Source organism: Curvibacter fontanus, from assembly GCF_054780335.1.
Genome location: NZ_BAAGWN010000044.1, coordinates 18,917 through 36,767 on the forward strand (window position 1 = coordinate 18,917; position 17,851 = coordinate 36,767).

The 17,851-nt window shown below is 65.9% G+C and carries 16 protein-coding genes and 1 other RNA gene; 10 read left to right on the forward strand and 7 right to left on the reverse strand.

All coding sequences use genetic code 11. The features are described 5' to 3' along the window. Window positions 1-5: 5 nt before the first annotated feature. The 3 genes from ACYVH8_RS15215 to ACYVH8_RS15225 all read right to left on the reverse strand — a co-directional run bounded on the left by ACYVH8_RS15215 (window position 6) and on the right by ACYVH8_RS15225 (window position 2,633). Window positions 6-818 (reverse strand): polysaccharide deacetylase family protein, encoded by an 813-nt coding sequence (locus ACYVH8_RS15215; protein WP_460489658.1) that lies wholly within the window; start codon window positions 816-818, stop codon window positions 6-8. After that, on the reverse strand, window positions 802-1,785 hold the full coding sequence (locus ACYVH8_RS15220; protein WP_460489659.1) for a YncE family protein: 984 nt from the start codon (window positions 1,783-1,785) through the stop codon (window positions 802-804). The genes ACYVH8_RS15215 and ACYVH8_RS15220 overlap by 17 nt, the downstream gene beginning before the upstream one ends. 104 nt (window positions 1,786-1,889) lie before the next feature. Next, a complete protein-coding gene (locus ACYVH8_RS15225; RefSeq protein WP_460489660.1) occupies window positions 1,890-2,633 on the reverse strand; it encodes a 16S rRNA pseudouridine(516) synthase in 744 nt (247 codons plus the stop codon). Between the two features lie 221 nt (window positions 2,634-2,854). Between ACYVH8_RS15225 and ACYVH8_RS15230 the strand changes: the two genes are divergently transcribed. Beyond that, window positions 2,855-3,577, forward strand: a complete 723-nt coding sequence (locus tag ACYVH8_RS15230) for a hypothetical protein (protein WP_460489661.1) — start codon at window positions 2,855-2,857, stop codon at window positions 3,575-3,577. Between the two features lie 57 nt (window positions 3,578-3,634). On the opposite strand, the gene ssrA is transcribed toward ACYVH8_RS15230, so the two are convergent. The 4 genes from ssrA to ompA all read right to left on the reverse strand — a co-directional run bounded on the left by ssrA (window position 3,635) and on the right by ompA (window position 6,045). After that, window positions 3,635-4,009, reverse strand: a transfer-messenger RNA (tmRNA) gene (gene ssrA / locus ACYVH8_RS15235). 12 nt (window positions 4,010-4,021) lie between these two features. Next, window positions 4,022-4,693, reverse strand: a complete 672-nt coding sequence (locus ACYVH8_RS15240; RefSeq protein ID WP_460489662.1) for an HAD-IA family hydrolase — start codon at window positions 4,691-4,693, stop codon at window positions 4,022-4,024. Beyond that, complete coding sequence (ubiG, locus tag ACYVH8_RS15245; protein WP_460489663.1) at window positions 4,693-5,406, reverse strand: bifunctional 2-polyprenyl-6-hydroxyphenol methylase/3-demethylubiquinol 3-O-methyltransferase UbiG; 714 nt, start codon at window positions 5,404-5,406, stop codon at window positions 4,693-4,695. Before ubiG ends, ACYVH8_RS15240 begins: the two co-directional genes overlap by 1 nt. A gap of 87 nt (window positions 5,407-5,493) precedes the next feature. Further along, window positions 5,494-6,045 carry an outer membrane protein OmpA gene (ompA, locus tag ACYVH8_RS15250; RefSeq protein ID WP_460489664.1) on the reverse strand — a complete coding sequence of 184 codons (552 nt, stop codon included), beginning with the start codon at window positions 6,043-6,045 and terminating at the stop codon, window positions 5,494-5,496. A gap of 234 nt (window positions 6,046-6,279) precedes the next feature. Between ompA and gyrA the strand changes: the two genes are divergently transcribed. The 9 genes from gyrA (at window position 6,280) to lapB (ending at window position 17,789) form a co-directional block, all read left to right on the forward strand. Then, window positions 6,280-8,919 (forward strand): DNA gyrase subunit A, encoded by a 2,640-nt coding sequence (gyrA, locus tag ACYVH8_RS15255; protein ID WP_460489665.1) that lies wholly within the window; start codon window positions 6,280-6,282, stop codon window positions 8,917-8,919. Beyond that, a complete protein-coding gene (gene serC / locus ACYVH8_RS15260; RefSeq protein WP_460489666.1) occupies window positions 8,919-10,019 on the forward strand; it encodes a 3-phosphoserine/phosphohydroxythreonine transaminase in 1,101 nt (366 codons plus the stop codon). The genes gyrA and serC overlap by 1 nt, the downstream gene beginning before the upstream one ends. 7 nt (window positions 10,020-10,026) lie before the next feature. After that, a complete protein-coding gene (pheA, locus tag ACYVH8_RS15265; protein WP_460489667.1) occupies window positions 10,027-11,109 on the forward strand; it encodes a prephenate dehydratase in 1,083 nt (360 codons plus the stop codon). Continuing rightward, window positions 11,109-11,981, forward strand: a complete 873-nt coding sequence (locus ACYVH8_RS15270) for a prephenate dehydrogenase (protein ID WP_460489668.1) — start codon at window positions 11,109-11,111, stop codon at window positions 11,979-11,981. The genes pheA and ACYVH8_RS15270 overlap by 1 nt, the downstream gene beginning before the upstream one ends. A gap of 21 nt (window positions 11,982-12,002) precedes the next feature. Then, entirely contained in the window at window positions 12,003-14,000 is a 1,998-nt protein-coding gene (locus tag ACYVH8_RS15275; RefSeq protein WP_460489669.1) for a bifunctional 3-phosphoshikimate 1-carboxyvinyltransferase/cytidylate kinase, read from the forward strand. Between the two features lie 180 nt (window positions 14,001-14,180). Beyond that, window positions 14,181-15,863, forward strand: coding sequence for a 30S ribosomal protein S1 (rpsA, locus tag ACYVH8_RS15280; RefSeq protein WP_460489670.1), 1,683 nt, complete (start codon window positions 14,181-14,183; stop codon window positions 15,861-15,863). A gap of 125 nt (window positions 15,864-15,988) precedes the next feature. Next, window positions 15,989-16,303 carry an integration host factor subunit beta gene (locus tag ACYVH8_RS15285; protein WP_460489671.1) on the forward strand — a complete coding sequence of 105 codons (315 nt, stop codon included), beginning with the start codon at window positions 15,989-15,991 and terminating at the stop codon, window positions 16,301-16,303. Window positions 16,304-16,342: 39 nt separating this feature from the next. Beyond that, on the forward strand, window positions 16,343-16,642 hold the full coding sequence (locus tag ACYVH8_RS15290; protein ID WP_460489672.1) for a LapA family protein: 300 nt from the start codon (window positions 16,343-16,345) through the stop codon (window positions 16,640-16,642). After that, on the forward strand, window positions 16,632-17,789 hold the full coding sequence (lapB, locus tag ACYVH8_RS15295; RefSeq protein WP_460489673.1) for a lipopolysaccharide assembly protein LapB: 1,158 nt from the start codon (window positions 16,632-16,634) through the stop codon (window positions 17,787-17,789). Before ACYVH8_RS15290 ends, lapB begins: the two co-directional genes overlap by 11 nt. Window positions 17,790-17,851: the final 62 nt, after the last annotated feature.

Consider the following 17,851-nt stretch of genomic DNA (forward strand, 5'->3'; position numbering starts at 1 on the left):
CCCGATTATTTCCCGGCCGGCGCGCGCCCTGCGATCCAGGCGCGGTAATCCGGATGCTCGCGCAGGGTGCGAAAACAGAAACCCCGGGCCTTGAGCCCCACGATCAGGGGTTCGAGCACGGCGGGCGCCCAGGGATCACGGCGCGACCAGATGCCCAGGTGTGCCATCAGCACGTCACCCGCACGGATGTTGCGCAGCGCCTTTTCCAGCAGCGCGTCATTGGGGTAGGTCTCGCTGGGCAATTCGTCACCCAGGAAGCCGGCCGTTGCCCAGCCCACGTGCTGGTAGCCACACTGGCGCGCGGCCGCCAGCAGGGCCGGCGAAGTCTTGCCCCCGGGGGCGCGAAACAAGGGCAAGGGGGCGCGGCCCGTGAGTTGCTGCAGGCGGGCCGAAGCCGCCTCGATGGCGGCGCAGTACTGTGCCGCCGTCCAGACCTGGTCCCGGTCGGCCTGCGCACCCGCCGATGCCCGCACGCGGAACTTCACGCTGCCGTCGGGCTGCGGCAGGTCGGCGCGCCAGTAGACGTGGTCCAGCGTATGGGAGGCGAACTCATGCCCCTCGCCCGCGCGCTCGCGCCACCAGGCGGCCCAGTGCATGCCCAGGCTGCCATCGCCCACCCGGGTGCGTTCGTCGGCCGCGAAGAAGGTGACGTGCACCCGCTGGCGACGCAAGACCTCGGCGACGTGCTCGGCCACGCCCATGTGGCCGGTGTCGAAGGTCAGGTACAACGGTCGGGGGCAGTCCTGCGCATGGGCCGGCGAAAGCACCAGCAGCAGGGCTGCCAGCCAGCCAGCGCAGAGGCTATTGGCGCGGCGCATGGTCCAGGGTCCAGACACCGTGCGGCGACTTGCCCACCCGCACCTGACGCACGACCTGGCGCGTCACCGTGTCGACCACACTGAGCTTCTGCGCCCAGCGCGACGACAGCAGGATGTAACGGCCATCGGCCGTCAGGTCCATGCAGTCCGGTCCGCCGGGGCCGGGGTACTGGTCCACGACGGCCATGGCCTTGTAGTCGATCTTGCTGATGGTGTTGGCCACGCGGTTGCTCACCAGCACATGTCGGCGGTCGCCCACGGCGCGAAAGGCGTGCGCGCCCGCGCCGGTCGGGATCATCTGCGTGAGGGCCGGCAGCGGCATGGCCAGGTCATAGACCTCCACCCCCTCGCCGCCGGTCAGGCCGACCAGCAGAAAGCGGTCGTCAGGCGTGCCAAACACGTCGGCCGGCAGGGGGCCGGTCTTGATGCGCCAGAGCAGTTGCTGGCGCTGCAGATCGATGGCCACCAGCTCGTCGCTGTCCTGCATGGACACGTAAGCCGTGGTGCTCTTGCTGTCGATCCAGATATGGCTGGGGGTCTTGCCGGTGGGAACGCGCTTGGCCAGCGTCAGGTCGCGGCCATCCCAGCGGTAGATGTCCACATGGTTGAGCCGGTTGGCGGCCGTGACAAACCACTGCATGTCAGGCGAAAACCTGAGTTGGTAGGGATCGAGGATGCCGCGCACGGTGCGCTGCACCTCGGCAGTGCGCGGGTCGACGAAGGTCAGGGTGTCGCTGAAGGCATTGGCGATGATGAGCGACTTCTCATCCGGCGTCAGATAGAGGTGGTGCGGCTCCTTGCCAGTGGCAAAGCGCTTGATCTCCTTCCAGCTCACCGGGTCGATCACGCTCACATCGGCGTCCTTGGAGTTGAGCACGAAGATCGGCGCCGGCTGCAACTGTGCCATGGAGGCCCCGGCCGTGAGGACCAGCAGGAAGACGAAGGCACGGGGGGAAAACTGCAGCATGGAACACTCGGGGCTGTGAAGCCACAAGTGTAGCGGCCGCCATGCACTCATTGACCTCCAGGGCTTGATGTACGTCAGGCGCAGGCGACATGAGCCAGTCCAGCTCAGACCGGGATCAACGCGAGGTCCGCGGCTTCCAACCAGCGCCACTGACCCGGGGCCAGGTCGGCCGGCAGTTGGAGGCCACCGATCCGGGAACGGTGCAAGGTCTCGACCCGGTTGCCCACGGCCGCCACCATGCGCTTGACCTGGTGGTACTTGCCCCCCGTCAGCGTCAGCCGCAGGTGCTGCGGGTCGATGAGTTCGCAGGCAGCAGCACGCACCGGCCGCGGATCGTCGTCCAGCACCACACCGGACAGCAGCAACTGCAGTTCGCGCTCGCCGGCCGGGTGCTTGAGCATGACCTCGTAGACCTTGGGCACCTCATGGCGTGGCGCGGCCAGACGGTGGATGAGCTGCCCATCGTCGGTCAGCAGCAGCAGGCCCGTGGTGTCCTGGTCGAGCCGGCCGATGGCCTGCACCCCCTGCACGGCGCCCTTGTTGGGGCGCTGGCGCAGCGGCGCCGGCAGGAGGGTGTAGACGCTGGGCCAGGCCGAGGGTTTTTGCGAGCACTCGATGCCTGCCGGTTTGTGCAGCATGATGCAGGCACGCCGGTGGCAGGCCCATTCCAGCCCCTGCACACGCAAGCGCAGCCCCTCGTCGTCGAACTCGGCCGCCGCCTCGGTACAGACTTCGGCGGCCCCTGCCCCGCTGACGGGGTAGACGGCCACATGGCCCTGCTGGATCAGGCCGGCGCAAACCCGGCGGGTCCCAAAGCCCTGGGCGTAAAGAATGTCCTGCAATTGCATGAAAAGGTCTCTGGGGCACGTCTGGCGTGCCTGGAAGGCACAAAAAGTGTAGCGAATCAGCACCCGGACTCTGTAATCAGCGCACGATTCCGTGCAAAAGTTCATTCCAAAGCCCCTCCAACGTGCTCCAACTTCGCTTAACTGGTTCAGGATAGGGGCTGTAGACCTTACACTTTTCACAAACAACGATACCGCTGCATATGAACGGGTACACAGGGTGGATGATAGTCGCAGGGCTGATGGCCGTGAGCGGCGCACTGGGTGCGTACGCCTATGCCGCGCACCTGAAAAAAAAGGATCTGGCCAAGCGACGCATCCCGCGCAAATGGCCGCTGACGGTACGCGCCCTGGTGAACAGCCGGGAGCGACTGGTCTGGCGCTGGATGCTGCGCGCCTTCCAGGACCATCACGTCATGGTCAAGCTGCCGGTGACGCGCTTCACCATGCCGCAGGTCCGCGAGGAAGGCCAGCACTGGTTCCAGATCCTCAGTGGTGTGTACTGCACCTTCACCATCTGCAATGCCGAGGGCCAGGTGGTCGGCTGCGTTGACGTGCCGGGCCCGCAGGGCCTGTCGCTGAGCAACCAGACCCTCAAGCACACCCTGCTCTCGCAGTGCAATATCCGTTACTGGGTGGTCGATCCCGAACACCTGCCCAGCCTCAGCACCATCCGCGCCGCCTTCCTGGGCGAACAGGCTGTGCTCAAGGAAGAACTGGAACGCGTGCGTACCGAAACCGAGTTCAACCAGACCCGCGCCAACCTCAAGGCCGCGCTCTCGCGCCAGCGTGGCAACCAGCCGACCGCCAGCGAATTCGCCCGCCTGGACGCCCTCTTCACGGCCGACCCGCACAGCCACGAAGCCTACGAGAGCCAGCTGTCCACGACGTGGAAACACGACTCTTTCGTTGCCCCGCTGGACAGCCGCTCGGGCGAGCTGCGCTGAGCAACGCCCTGTCAGGACAAGAAAAAGCCCCAACCGAGAACGGTTGGGGCTTGTGTATGGTGGAGCTGGGGGGATTTGAACCCCCGTCCGCAAGCCTTGTTCGAGCAGATCTACATGTTTAGCGGTCTGATTTGGATCTCGCCACTGGCATCGCGCAGTCGCACGCTATGCCAGCCGCCAGCACCCTATTTTCTCGTCCGCTGCTAAGGTACCCAGCCCCGGACCAGCCGATGAAATTATCTTTACAGCCGGGAGGCTTGCGCCCCCTTGCCCAGCCCATCGGCCTGCTGTTGTAAAGCTCACTGGCAATTAAGCAGCGAGTGCGAAACGTTCGTCGTTTGCAGTTAGGTTTTTTGAATCAGTTTTACGAGCACATTCAGCTCGACATGCACCACATCGCGTCCGAACCCACGTCGAAACCAATGCAGCCCCAAGGCTCCTATTTTAGTCCTGTTCGAGCAATTGCAAGAGTTCGGCCGGGGAATTGATCGTGGCATGGGCCCCCCAGCTGGCCACATCGCCCTTCTGGCCCAGGTAGCCATAGGTGGCGGCCACCGTGCCCATGCCGGCGGCCAGACCCGCCACGATGTCGCGCTCATCGTCGCCCACATAGAGGCAACGCCGGGGATCCAGGTCCAGACGGCGTGCCGCCTCGAACAAGGGCGCAGGATGCGGCTTGGGATGCCTTGTGGTGTCGCCGGCGACGATGGCGCGCGCACTGGCGAACAGGGGCATGGCGCTGGTGAGCGGCAGCGTGAAACGCTCGATCTTGTTGGTCACCACACCCCAGGCCAGGTCGCGCTGCAACAGCGCCTCTAACAGTTCGGGGATGCCGGCAAAGGCGCAGGTGCGTGCTGTCATGCAGCGTTCGTAGTTGGCCATGAACTCCTCGCGCAGATCGTTGTAGCCCGGGTCTTCGGGCGTGAGGCCAAAGGCCACACCGATCATGCCGCGCGCGCCGGCCCCGGCCATGGGACGGTAAAGCTCCAGCGGCAGCGGCGGCAGGCCCCGGGCTGTGCGCATCTGGTCGGCAGCCGCGCCCAGGTCGGGGGCGCTGTCGATCAGGGTGCCGTCCAGATCGAACAGGACGGCCTCGATGCCGGCAAAAGACTTCATCACAGTTCCGGCCTGCGTGTGGCCAGCAGGTAGTTGACGCTGGTATCGCCGCTGAGCCAGTAGCGTCGGGTCAGGGGGTTGTATTCCATGCCGCGCGTGAGCCCCGGTTCCAGGCCGGCCTGGCGGCAGTAACGCGCGAGCTCGCTGGGACGGATCATCTTGGCGTATTCATGCGTGCCACGCGGCAGCAGGTTCAGCAGGTACTCCGCGCCGACGATGGCGAAGAGGAAGGACTTGGGGTTGCGGTTGATGGTGGAGAAAAACACCCACCCCCCAGGCTTGACCAGGGTGGCGCAGGCCTGCACCACGGAAGACGGATCGGGCACGTGCTCCAGCATCTCCATGCAGGTCACCACGTCAAAGCTGGCCGGCTTTTCGGCCGCCAGCGCCTCGGCGCTGATCTCGCGGTAGTTCACGTTGGGCGTCGCGGCTTCCAGCGCGTGCAGCTGGGCCACCTTGAGCGCCTTGGACGAGAGATCAATGCCGGTCACCCGTGCGCCCTTGCGCGCCATCGAATCCGACAGAATGCCGCCGCCGCAGCCGATGTCCAGCACATGCTGTCCGGCCAGGGGCGCCAGGCCGTTGATCCAGTCCAGCCGCAAGGGGTTGATCTGGTGCAGGGGGCGGAATTCGCTCTCGGGGTCCCACCAGCGGTGGGCCAGCTCGGAAAACTTGGCCAGTTCGGCCGGATCGGCGTTCACGGTAGACGTCATGCTTCAAATTATCGGACAGAACACAAATGCAGCGCCCAGAAGCAACAAACCCCGCCGAGGCGGGGTTTGTTTCAAGTCATCCGAAGATCACTTGTTGGGACGGGTGCCGACCACTTCGATTTCCACGCGGCGGTTCTTGGCGCGGCCTTCGGCAGTACGGTTGTCGGCCACGGGCTGCTTTTCGCCCTTGCCTTCGGTGTAGACACGGTTCTTGTCGATGCCCTTGGAGGTCAGGTAGGCCTTCACGGCTTCGGCACGCTTGACCGACAGCTTCTGGTTGTACTCATCGGTACCGATGGAGTCGGTGTGACCCACGGCGATGATCACTTCCAGGTTGATGCCCTTGACCTTCTCGGCCAGGTCATCCAGCTTGGCCTTGGCGTCGGCCTTGATGACGGCCTTGTCGAAGTCGAAGAAGGTGTCGGCGGCGTAGGTCACCTTGACGGCGGCCGGCGGCGGCGGAGCCTTGGGAGCGGCCGGAGCGGGGGCCGGCGCAGGTGCGGGAGCCGGGGCCGGCGCAGGAGCCGGAGCAGCGGGGGCAGCCTTCGGTGCCGGCTCGGGTTCGGGGGTGGACGCGCAACCGGCCATCACAAGTGCGACTGCAGCAAACAGGGCTGCCACGGAATTCAGTTTCTTCATGGTTCTCCTCTAGCGGATTGGGGCCTGAGCGGCACGGCGGATAAATGGAAGGCATTCATGGTGATGAGCGCCACTTGACTGTCTTGCGCATTGTGCCATATCAAAATGAGGGGTCAACCGGCCCAAGCCGGCGCGGGCGCATGTCTGCTGGGTCTGCCGACCGTCTGTTGCAGCCATGCCACATGGCCGGCACTTTAGAATCGCGGATTGCCTACGCCCGAGCCCACCTCTTCCATGACCCAATTCGCCAAGGAAACCCTGCCCATCAGCCTCGAAGAGGAGATGCGTCGCAGTTACCTCGACTACGCCATGAGCGTGATCGTCGGCCGGGCCCTGCCCGATGCGCGTGATGGTCTCAAGCCGGTGCACCGGCGTGTGCTCTACGCGATGCACGAGCTCAACAACGACTGGAACCGCGCCTACAAGAAGTCGGCGCGTATCGTCGGCGACGTCATCGGCAAATACCACCCGCACGGCGACCAGTCGGTCTACGACACCATCGTGCGCATGGCCCAGGACTTCTCCATGCGCCACATGCTGGTGGACGGCCAGGGCAACTTCGGCTCGGTCGACGGCGACAGCGCCGCCGCCATGCGATATACCGAGATCCGCCTGGCCAAGATCGCGCATGAGATGCTGGGCGACATCGACAAGGAAACCGTCGACTTCGGCCCCAACTACGACGGCTCGGAAAAAGAGCCCCTGGTCCTGCCCAGCCGCCTGCCCAATCTGCTGGTCAACGGATCGGGTGGCATCGCGGTGGGCATGGCCACCAACATCCCGCCGCACAACCTCAACGAGGTGGTGGACGGCTGCCTGCACCTGCTGCGCAACCCCGAGGCCTCCATCGACGAGTTGATGGAGATCGTCCCGGCGCCCGACTTCCCCACCGCCGGCATCATCTATGGCATGACCGGCGTCAAGGAGGGGTACCGCACCGGCCGCGGCCGCGTGGTGATGCGCGCACGCTGCCACTTCGAGGACATCGACAAGGGCCAGCGCCAGTCCATCATCGTCGACGAGCTGCCTTATCAGGTCAACAAGAAAACCCTGCTGGAGCGCATTGCCGAGCTGGTGCACGAGAAGAAGATCGAAGGCATCAGCCATATCCAGGACGAATCCGACAAATCGGGCATGCGCGTGGTGATCGAGCTCAAGCGCGGCGAAGTCCCCGAGGTGGTGCTCAACAACCTGTACAAGCAGACCCAGCTGCAGGACACCTTCGGCATGAACATGGTGGCCCTGATCAACGGCCAGCCCAAGCTGTGCAATCTGAAGGACCTGATCGAGGTCTTCCTGGACCATCGCCGCGAAGTGGTGAGCCGCCGCACGGTGTTCAATCTGCGCAAGGCGCGCGACCGTGGCCACGTGCTCGAAGGCCTGGCCGTCGCTCTGGCCAACATCGACGATTTCATCGCCATCATCCGCAACGCCCCCACCCCGCCGGTGGCCAAGGCCGAGCTGATGTCCAGGCCCTGGGACAGCAAGCTGGTGCGCGAGATGCTCACCCGCAGCCGCGCCGACGGCGGCGTGGTCAACGCCGACGACTACCGCCCCGAAGGGCTGGAGAAGAACTACGGCATGGGCAACGACGGCCTGTACCGCCTGTCCGACACGCAGGCCCAGGAAATCCTGCAGATGCGCCTGCAGCGCCTGACCGGTCTGGAGCAGGACAAGATCGTGACCGAGTACAAGGAGGTCATGGCCGAGATCGAGGACCTGCTCGACATCCTGGCCAGGCCCGAGCGCGTGGCCATCATCATTGGTGAAGAGCTGGGCGCCATCAAGCAGGAGTTCGGCCAGGGCAAGGTCGGCGCGCGCCGCAGCCAGGTCGAGCACAACGCCCAGGACCTGGCCACCGAGGACCTGATCACGCCCACCGACATGGTGGTGACGCTCAGCCACGCCGGCTACATCAAGAGCCAGCCCCTGTCCGAATACCGGGCCCAGAAGCGCGGCGGCCGCGGCAAGCAGGCCACGGCGACCAAGGAAGACGACTGGATCGACCAGCTCTTCATCGCCAACACGCACGACTACATCCTGTGCTTCTCCAACCGCGGCCGCCTGTACTGGCTCAAGGTCTGGGAAGTGCCCGCCGGCTCGCGCGGCTCGCGCGGCCGCCCCATCGTCAACATGTTCCCGCTGCAAGAGGGGGAGAAGATCAACGTGGTGCTGCCGCTGACCGGTGACAACCGAAGCTTCCCGGCCGACCACTACGTGTTCATGGCGACCTCCATGGGCACGGTCAAGAAGACCGCGCTGGACGAGTTCAGCAACCCGCGCAAGGCCGGCATCATCGCCGTGGACCTGGACCCGGGTGACTTCCTGATCGGCGCCTCGCTGACCGACGGCAAACACGACGTCATGCTGTTCAGCGATGGCGGCAAGGCCGTGCGCTTCGACGAGGACGACGTGCGCCCCATGGGCCGCAATGCACGCGGCGTGCGCGGCATGATGCTGGAAGACAACCAGCGCGTGATCGCCATGCTGGTGGCCGAGGACGAACAGCAGAGTGTGCTGACCGCCACCGAGAACGGCTATGGCAAGCGCACCTCCATCACCGAGTACACGCGCCATGGCCGCGGCACCAAGGGCATGATCGCCATCCAGCAGAGCGAGCGCAACGGCAAGGTCGTGGCGGCCACGCTGGTGCACACCGACGACGAGATCATGCTCATCACCGACAAGGGCGTGCTGGTGCGCACCCGTGTCAGCGAAATCCGCGAACTCGGCCGTGCCACTCAGGGGGTGACCCTGATCGGCCTGGACGAGGGCGCCAAACTCAGCGGCCTGCAGCGCATCGTGGAGAACGACGCCAACGGCAGCGATGGCGAAGGTGAGACCGGCGACGCAGCAGAGGGCGCTTCCTCCTGATGCAGCGTCCCTACAACTTCTCCGCCGGCCCCGCCGCCATCGCGCCCGAAGTGCTGCAGCAGGCCGCCGGCGAAATGCTGGACTGGCACGGCAGCGGCATGGGCGTGATGGAGATGAGCCACCGCGGCAAGGAGTTCATCAGCATCTACGAGCAGGCCCAGGCCGACCTGCGCGAGCTGCTCGGAGTGCCGAAGAACTTCCACATCCTCTTCATGCAGGGCGGCGGCCTGGCGGAAAACGCCATCGTGCCGCTGAACCTCTGTGGCCTGAAACCAGGCGGCACGGTCGATTTCGTGCTGACCGGTAGCTGGAGCCAGAAGTCCATCGAGGAAGCGCGCAGGTATTGCAAGGTGAACGTGGCCGCCACCGATGAGGCCCATCACTTCACGCAGCTGCCCGACCCCAGGAGCTGGAAGCTCAGCCTCGACGCGAGCTACGTGCACCTCTGCTCCAACGAGACCATCCACGGCGTCGAGTTCCACGAACTGCCGGACCTCAGAGCCCTGGGCTCGGACGCTCCGCTGGTGGTCGATTTTTCCTCCCAGGTCGCCTCGCGCCCCACGGACTGGTCGCGCGTGGGTTTGGCCTTCGGCGGCGCGCAGAAAAACCTCGGCCCGGCCGGCCTGACCCTGGTCGTGGTGCGCGAAGACCTGCTGGGCCATGCCCTGCCCGCCTGCCCCAGCGCCTTCGACTACAAGACCGTGGCCGATAACCAGTCCATGTTCAACACCCCGCCGACCTACGCCATCTACATGGCCGGCCTGGTCTTCCAGTGGCTCAAGAAGCTGGGCGGCGTGCCGGCCATCGAAGCGCGCAACATCGCCAAGGCCAAACTGCTCTACGAAGCCATCGACGGCTCGCAGTTCTACGTAAACAAGGTGAGCAAGGACTGCCGCTCGCGCATGAACGTGCCTTTTTTCCTGCGCGACGAGTCGCGCAACGAAGCCTTCCTCGCCGGCGCCAAGGCAGCCGGCCTGCTGCAGCTCAAGGGTCACAAATCGGTGGGCGGCATGCGCGCCAGCATCTACAACGCCATGCCGCTCGAAGGCGTGCGGGTGCTGATCGAGTACATGCGAGAATTCGAACGTACACATAGCTGATCCGTTCATGGCCAAGACCCTCCCCCAACTGCGCACCCAGATCGACGCGCTGGACCAGGAACTGCTGGCCCTGCTGAACCGCCGTGCCGCGCTGGCGCACGAGGTCGGCGAGATCAAGAAGGTCGAAGGCTCACCCGTCTTCCGCCCCGAGCGCGAAGCCCAGGTCATCGCCGGTCTGCAGACCGGCAACGCCGGGCCGCTCAAGCGCGAGAGCGTGGCCAGCATCTGGCGCGAGATCATGTCGGCCTGCCGCGCCCTCGAAGCGCCGCAGCGCGTAGCCTATCTGGGCCCGGCCGGTACCTTCAGCGAGCAGGCCTCCCTGCAATTCTTCGGCTCCAGCATCGAGCGCATGCCCTGCGGCAGCATCGACGAGGTCTTCCGCGCCACCGCCGCGGGCAGCGCCCAGTACGGCGTGGTGCCCATGGAGAACTCCACCGAAGGCATGGTCTCGCGCTCGCTCGACCTCTTCCTGGCCTCGCCCCTGCACGTGATCGGCGAGACCAGCCTGCTGGTGCGCCACAACCTGCTGCGCCAGAGCGACTCGCTCGAAGGCATCACGGCCGTCTACGCCCATCCCCAGGCCCTGGCCCAGTGCCAGAACTGGCTCAACACCCACCTGCCGCACGCCGAGCGCCACGCCGCGGCCAGCAACGCCGAGGGCGCGCGCCTGGCCACGACCAACCCGGCCTGGGCCGGCATCGCCAGCGAACGCGCGGGCAGCGAGTTCGGCCTGCATGTGGTGGCCCATGCGATCCAGGACGACGCCTACAACCGCACCCGTTTTGCCGTGGTCTGCCTGCCCCAGACCCTGGCGACGCCGGAAGCCTCGGGCAAGGACTGCGTGAGCCTGATCGTCTCGGTGCCCAACCGCCCGGGCGCGGTGCACGACCTGCTGGTTCCCCTGAAGAAACACGGCGTGTCCATGACCCGCTTCGAATCGCGCCCGGCACGTTCGGGCCAATGGGAATACTATTTCTACATCGACATCCAGGGCCACACGTCCCAGCCCCATGTCGCAGCCGCGCTTCAAGAGCTACAAAGCCTGTGCGCGTTCTACAAGGTGTTGGGCACCTATCCGGTGAGTGAATGATGTTTGAACAGTTGGGTCTGATCGGTTGCGGCCTCATGGGCGGTTCATTTGCCCTGGCGCTCAAACGCGCCGGACTGGTCAAGCGCGTGGTGGGCTACAGCAAGTCACCCTCCACCACCGAGCGTGCCCGCGCCATGGGCGTGATCGACGTCGAAGCCCCCTCGGCCCTGCTGGCCGTCTCGGGCGCGGACATCGTGCTGATCGCGGTGCCGGTCTCGGCCACCGAGGCCACCTTCAAGGCCATCAAGCACCTGGTCACGCCGCAGATGCTGATCATGGACGTGGGCTCGACCAAACGCGACGTGGTCGACGCCGCGCGCCGCGCCCTGCGCGAGCAGGTCGGCTCCTTCGTGCCGGCCCATCCCATTTCGGGCAAGGAGGTGGCCGGCGTGGAGCATGCCGACCCCGACCTGTATTCGGGCAAGCAGATCATCCTCACCCCGCTGGACCGCACCCATGCGCCCCAGGTGCAGCAGGCCATCGACGTCTGGTCCGCCCTGGGCTGCCATGTGCTCAAGATGACACCCGAGGCGCACGACGCGGCCTTCGCCGCCGTGAGCCACCTGCCCCATCTGATCGCCTTCGCGCTGATGAACTCCATCACCGGCCAGAACAAGGGCAGGGATTTTCTCTCCCTGGCCGGCCCCGGCTTCCGTGATTTCACGCGCATCGCCGCCAGCGACCCGCACATCTGGCGCGACATCATGATCTCCAACCGTGAAGAACTGCTGACCCAGTCCAAACTCTTCCAGCGCAATCTGCAGGCGCTCGAACTCATGATCTCCAACGGCAACGCCGACGCGCTCGAAGAGCTGATCGGCCAGGCCAGCCAGGCCCGCGCCCACTGGAGCATGAACAAGAACCGTCGCTGATTGCGCAGAACCAGCGCACCGATGTTCTCCACTGCCTTTCTCGACCTGCCGCCGCTGGCCGGTGCGCACGGCCGGGTGCTACTGCCCGGCTCCAAGAGCATCTCCAACCGCGTGCTGCTGCTCTCGGCCCTGTGCCGCGGCCGCACCACACTGCACGACCTGCTCGACTCCGACGACACCCGTGTCATGCTGGCCGCCCTGCGCCAGCTGGGTTGCGGCGTGGCGCAGGAGGGCAGCACCATCGTCATCGACGGCCTGGACGGCAAGCTGCCCGCCACCGCCCTGAAGTTCTTCATGGGCAATGCCGGCACCGCCATGCGCCCGCTGACCGCCGCACTGGCCGTGCTGGGCGGCGACTTCGAGCTCTCGGGCGTGCCGCGCATGCACGAACGCCCCATCGGCGACCTGGTCGACGCGCTGCGCCCGCTGGGCTGCACCATCGACTACCTCGGCAACGAAGGTTACCCCCCGCTGCGCATCGGCCGCCCCAGCCTCCAGCTGTACGCCCCGATCAAGGTCCGTGGCGACGTCTCCAGCCAGTTCCTGACCGCCCTGCTGATGGCGCTGCCTCTCGTCGCGAGCAAGGACATCGTGATCGAAGTCGTCGGCGAACTCATCTCCAAGCCCTATATCGAGATCACGCTCAACCTCCTCTCGCGCTATGGCATCAACGTCAAACGCGAGGGCTGGCAGCGCTTCACCATCCCCGCCGGCAGCCGCTACCAGTCGCCGGGCGTGTTGCATGTGGAGGCCGACGCCTCCTCGGCCAGCTACTTCATCGCCCTGGGCGCCATCGCCGCCGACGCGGCCAGGCCGGTGCGCATCGAGGGCGTGGGGGAGAGCTCCATCCAGGGCGACATCAAGTTCGTCGAGGCCGCCCGCCAGATGGGCGCGCGCGTGACGGGTGGCCCCAACTGGCTGGAAATCAGCCGGGGCAACTGGCCCCTGAAGGCCATAGCCCTGGACTGCAACCACATCCCCGACGCCGCCATGACCCTGGCCGTCATGGCGCTGTACGCCGACGGCCCCAGCACCCTGCGCAATATCGCGAGCTGGCGCGTCAAGGAGACCGACCGCATCGCCGCCATGGCCACCGAGCTGCGCAAGCTCGGCGCCACGGTGGAGGAAGGCGCGGACTACATCCGCATCACGCCCCTGGTCACCTCGGGTTGGCAAGCCGCCAGCATCCACACCTACGACGACCACCGCGTCGCCATGTGTTTCTCGCTGGCCGCCTTCAACCCGGCCGGGCTGCCGGTGCGCATCCTGGACCCCAAGTGCGTGGCCAAGACCTTCCCCGATTACTTCGAGGCCCTGTTTTCGGTCACCGTGCCACAAAGCGGCGCCGTGCCCGTCCTTTGCGTGGACGGCCCCACCGCCTCGGGCAAGGGCACCCTGGCCGCGCTGCTGGCCGAGCGCCTGGGTTACCACTTCCTCGATTCCGGCGCCCTCTACCGCGTGACCGCGCAGGCCGCCCTGCGCGCCGGCCTGGCCCTGGAGCCGGAAAACGAAGCCGCCATTGCCGCCCTGGCCCAGCGCCTGCCGGTGCGTTTCGCAGGTGAGCGCGTGCTCCTGGACGGCGAGGACGTCAGCCACGCCATCCGCAGCGAAAACGGCGGCATGAACGCCTCCAAGGTCTCGGCCCTGCCGGCCGTGCGCAAGGCCCTGGTGGCCCTGCAGCACAGCTTTGCCCGCCTGCCCGGCCTGGTGGCCGACGGCCGCGACATGGGCACCGTGATCTTCCCGGACGCCCCCTTGAAGGTGTTTTTGACCGCCAGCGCCGCCAAACGGGCCGAACGGCGCCATAAGCAGTTGATTTCAAAGGGGTTTTCGACTACAATCGAAACCCTTCGTGCCGATCTGGAAGCGCGTGATGCCCGGGACATGTCCCGCAGCGTCGCTCCTCTCAAGCCGGCACAGGACGCCCGGTTGCTGGACAACTCGGATCTCTCGATTGAAGCGTCGGTGGATCTCGTGCTGGACTGGTGGCAGGGCAAACAGCCCTTCGGACCTGTCTGAGCGGCTGGAGAGGCCCACCCGGCTCCCCTCGCGCTCGCTAAGCGCACGGCCGTGTGGATCGACAACTTAACCCGCGGATCATCCGCACACAACGCCATCGAAAGCTAAACCCCAGTCGCAATGGTGCGGCTGTCACGCCACGATCCCCATCGTGGACGCCCAGATGGTCTAGGAAATTACATGTCTGAATCTTTTGCCGCCCTGTTTGAAGAATCCCTGCAACGCACCGAAATGCGTCCGGGTGAAGTGATCACCGCCGAAGTCGTTCGTCTCGAACACGGCTTCGTCGTCGTGAATGCCGGCCTCAAGTCCGAGGCCTATGTCCCCGTCGAGGAATTCAAGAACGACCAGGGCGTGCTCGAAGTGCAGGTGGGCGACTTCGTGTCGGTGGCCATCGGCTCCATCGAAAACGGTTACGGCGACACCATCCTGTCGCGTGACACCGCCAAGCGTCTGGCTTCCTGGATGAGCCTGGAAAAGGCCCTGGAAACCGGCGAATTCGTCACCGGCACCACCAGCGGCAAGGTCAAGGGCGGCCTGACCGTGCTGGTCAACGGCATCCGCGCCTTCCTGCCCGGTTCGCTGGTCGACACCCGTCCGACCAAGGACCTGTCTCCGTACGAGAACAAGACCCTGGAATTCAAGGTCATCAAGCTCGACCGCAAGCGCAACAACGTGGTGCTGAGCCGCCGCGCCGTGGTGGAAGCCTCCATGGGCGAAGAGCGCGCCAAGCTCATGCAGAACCTCAAGGAAGGTTCCGTGGTCCAGGGCGTGGTCAAGAACATCACCGAATACGGCGCCTTCGTGGACCTGGGCGGCATCGACGGCCTGCTGCACATCACCGACATGGCCTGGCGCCGTGTGCGTCACCCCTCCGAAGTGGTGACCGCTGGCCAGGAAATCACCGCCAAGATCCTCAAGTTCGACACCGAGAAGAACCGCGTGTCCCTGGGTCTGAAGCAGATGGGCGACGACCCGTGGATGGGCGTCAGCCGCCGTTACCCCACCAGCACCCGCCTGTTCGGCAAGATCACCAACATCGCCGACTACGGTGCGTTCGTGGAACTCGAGCCGGGCATCGAAGGCCTGGTGCACGTCTCAGAAATGGACTGGACCAACAAGAACGTGGCTCCCTCGAAGATCGTCGCCCTGGGTGACGAAGTCGAAGTCATGGTCCTGGAAATCGACGAAGACAAGCGCCGCATCAGCCTGGGCATGAAGCAGTGCAAGGCCAACCCCTGGCAGGAATTCGCGCAGAACACCAAGCGCGGCGACCGCGTCAAGGGCCCGATCAAGTCGATCACCGACTTCGGCGTGTTCGTCGGCCTGGCTGCCGGCATCGACGGCCTGGTGCACCTGTCCGACCTGTCCTGGAACGAGCCGGGCGAAGCCGCCGTGCGCAACTACAAAAAGGGCCAGGAAGTGGAGGCACTCGTGCTGGCCGTGGACGTGGACCGCGAGCGCATCTCCCTGGGCATCAAGCAGCTCGACCAGGACCCCTTCACCACCTTCACGTCCGTGAACGACAAGGGTTCCTCGGTGACCGGCAAGGTCAAGACCGTCGACGCCCGTGGCGCCGAGATCGATCTGGGCCAGGACATCCTGGGCTACCTGCGCGCCAGCGAAATCTCGCGTGACCGCGTGGAAGACGCTCGCAACGTCCTGAAGGAAGGCGACGAAGTCACCGCCGTGGTGGTCAACGTGGATCGCAAGACCCGCAACATCCAGCTGTCGATCAAGGCCAAGGACCTGGCCGACGAGCAGGGCGCCATGGCCAACCTGAACCAGCAATCGGCCCGCGAAAGCGCCGGAACGACCAGCCTGGGCGCCCTGCTGCGCGCCAAGCTGGACAACAACAGCTGATGACGAAATGACCTCGCCGCCGCGCGGCTTCGATGACAGAATGACTGAAGTCGTGCGGGCGCAGCCCGCGTCATCGATGCGCCGCAGGCGCGAGGTCATGTGAGCAACGCGAACGTCATCCTCTTATGACCCGCTCCGACCTGGTTGAAGAACTGGCCGCCCGTTTCGGGCAGCTGACCCACCGCGACGCCGAGTTCGCGGTCAAGGCCATCCTGGACGCGATGAACGATGCACTGGTGCGCGGGCACCGTATCGAGATCCGCGGCTTCGGCAGTTTTTCCATCAACCGCAGGCCGCCGCGCATGGGACGCAACCCGCGCAGCGGCGAGAGCGTGGCCATCCCCGAAAAGCGCGTCCCCCACTTCAAGCCGGGCAAGGCCCTGCGCGAAGCGGTGGACCAGCGCACCAGCGAAATGCAGGCGGACGAACCGAAAAGCTAGTTCCCTACTCGCTAGAATGCCCTCACCCGGGGGACCTCGATGAAACAACTGACATGGCTGCTGAAGTGGATACTGCGGGCAGCCATTTTTTTTGCCCTGCTCGCCTTCGCCCTGAACAACCAGCAGGACGTCAGCGTGCACCTCTTCTTCGGCCACGAATGGACGGCGCCGCTGGTGCTGGTCCTGCTGGCCGCCTTTGCCCTGGGCCTCACCGCCGGTGTTCTGGCCATGCTGCCGCGCTGGCTCAAGCAGCGCCGCGCCGCGCGCCGGGCGCGCCGTCTGAGCGTGGCCGAAAGCCAGCTCTCCCTCTCCACCTTGCAGCCACCCCATGAATCTTGATCTGAGCTGGATCCTGCTCGGCCTGCCTGCCGCCTTCATCCTGGGCTGGCTGGCCTCCCGCCTGGACCTGCGCCAGCTGCGCATCGAGAACCGGCGCAACCCCAAGGCCTACTTCCGCGGCCTGAACTTCCTGCTCAACGAACAGCAGGACCAGGCCATCGACGCCTTCATCGAGGCCGTACAGCAGGACCCCGACACCTCCGAGCTGCACTTCGCCCTGGGCAACCTCTTCCGCCGTCGCGGCGAGTACGAGCGCGCCGTGCGCGTGCATGAGCACCTGCTCTCGCGCGGTGACCTGTCCGAAACCGACCGCCAGCGCGCCCAGCACGCCCTGGCGCTGGACTACCTCAAGGCCGGGCTGCTGGACCGCGCCGAGGATGCGCTCGTCAAACTCGAAGGCACGCCCTTCCAGGCCCAGGCCCGCCTGGCGCGCCTGGCCAACTACGAACGCTCACGCGAATGGCCGCAGGCCGCCGAGATCGCCCGCCAGCTTGAAGACGCGGAGCACGGCAGCTTCAGCAGCCGCCTGGCCCATTACCTCTGCGAACAGGCCGCCGCCCATCTGGCACATGGCGAAGTCACACAGGCGCAGGCCGTGGTGACCCAGGCCATCAGCACCGCCCCCACGGCCCCGCGCGCGCGCATCGAACTGGCCCGCCTGCAGATGCAGCAGGGCCAGGCCGCCCAGGCCTGCGTCACGCTGGAAGAGGCGCTGAGCGCCTGCCCCGCTGCCGTCCCGCTGATCGCCGCGCCCCTGACCCAGGCCGCCATGGCCAGCGGCCGCACCGTGTCCGTGCTGGCCAGGCTGCAGGAGATCTACGAACAGACGCCGTCGCTGGACGTGCTCGAAGCCCTGGTGACGCTGCAGGCCGCGGCCGGCAGCAGCAGCACCAGCACGCGTGACTGGTACGTGCACCACCTGGAACGCGAACCCTCGCTGGTCGCGGCCGCCAAATGGATCGCCGGCGAGAAGCTCGAGCACGAACAGTTTCATCCCCAGGTGCAGCGCGCGCTGGACCACGCCGTCAAGCCGCTCACGCGCTACCGCTGCGCCGCCTGCGGCTTCGAAGCCAAACAGCATTTCTGGCAATGCCCGGGCTGCCAGACCTGGGACAGCTACCCCGCCCGTCGCGTCGAAGAACTATGAACACCCCCAGGCTACGCGCACTTCGTGTCGCTTCGCCACCCCCCTTGCAGGGGGCGACGCCA

What these genes read in the sequence shown, in the direction of transcription:
- lapB (WP_460489673.1), top strand. Translation starts at nt 16,632, where the DNA reads ATGAATCTTGATCTGAGCTGGATCCTGCTCGGCCTGCCTGCCGCCTTC.
- ACYVH8_RS15270 (WP_460489668.1), top strand. Translation starts at nt 11,109, where the DNA reads ATGTTTGAACAGTTGGGTCTGATCGGTTGCGGCCTCATGGGCGGTTCA.
- ACYVH8_RS15290 (WP_460489672.1), top strand. Translation starts at nt 16,343, where the DNA reads ATGAAACAACTGACATGGCTGCTGAAGTGGATACTGCGGGCAGCCATT.
- serC (WP_460489666.1), top strand. Translation starts at nt 8,919, where the DNA reads ATGCAGCGTCCCTACAACTTCTCCGCCGGCCCCGCCGCCATCGCGCCC.
- ACYVH8_RS15230 (WP_460489661.1), top strand. Translation starts at nt 2,855, where the DNA reads ATGATAGTCGCAGGGCTGATGGCCGTGAGCGGCGCACTGGGTGCGTAC.
- ACYVH8_RS15215 (WP_460489658.1), bottom strand. Translation starts at nt 818, where the DNA reads ATGCGCCGCGCCAATAGCCTCTGCGCTGGCTGGCTGGCAGCCCTGCTG.
- ACYVH8_RS15275 (WP_460489669.1), top strand. Translation starts at nt 12,003, where the DNA reads ATGTTCTCCACTGCCTTTCTCGACCTGCCGCCGCTGGCCGGTGCGCAC.
- ACYVH8_RS15220 (WP_460489659.1), bottom strand. Translation starts at nt 1,785, where the DNA reads ATGCTGCAGTTTTCCCCCCGTGCCTTCGTCTTCCTGCTGGTCCTCACG.
- gyrA (WP_460489665.1), top strand. Translation starts at nt 6,280, where the DNA reads ATGACCCAATTCGCCAAGGAAACCCTGCCCATCAGCCTCGAAGAGGAG.
- pheA (WP_460489667.1), top strand. Translation starts at nt 10,027, where the DNA reads ATGGCCAAGACCCTCCCCCAACTGCGCACCCAGATCGACGCGCTGGAC.
- ACYVH8_RS15225 (WP_460489660.1), bottom strand. Translation starts at nt 2,633, where the DNA reads ATGCAATTGCAGGACATTCTTTACGCCCAGGGCTTTGGGACCCGCCGG.
- ACYVH8_RS15240 (WP_460489662.1), bottom strand. Translation starts at nt 4,693, where the DNA reads ATGAAGTCTTTTGCCGGCATCGAGGCCGTCCTGTTCGATCTGGACGGC.
- ubiG (WP_460489663.1), bottom strand. Translation starts at nt 5,406, where the DNA reads ATGACGTCTACCGTGAACGCCGATCCGGCCGAACTGGCCAAGTTTTCC.
- rpsA (WP_460489670.1), top strand. Translation starts at nt 14,181, where the DNA reads ATGTCTGAATCTTTTGCCGCCCTGTTTGAAGAATCCCTGCAACGCACC.
- ACYVH8_RS15285 (WP_460489671.1), top strand. Translation starts at nt 15,989, where the DNA reads ATGACCCGCTCCGACCTGGTTGAAGAACTGGCCGCCCGTTTCGGGCAG.
- ompA (WP_460489664.1), bottom strand. Translation starts at nt 6,045, where the DNA reads ATGAAGAAACTGAATTCCGTGGCAGCCCTGTTTGCTGCAGTCGCACTT.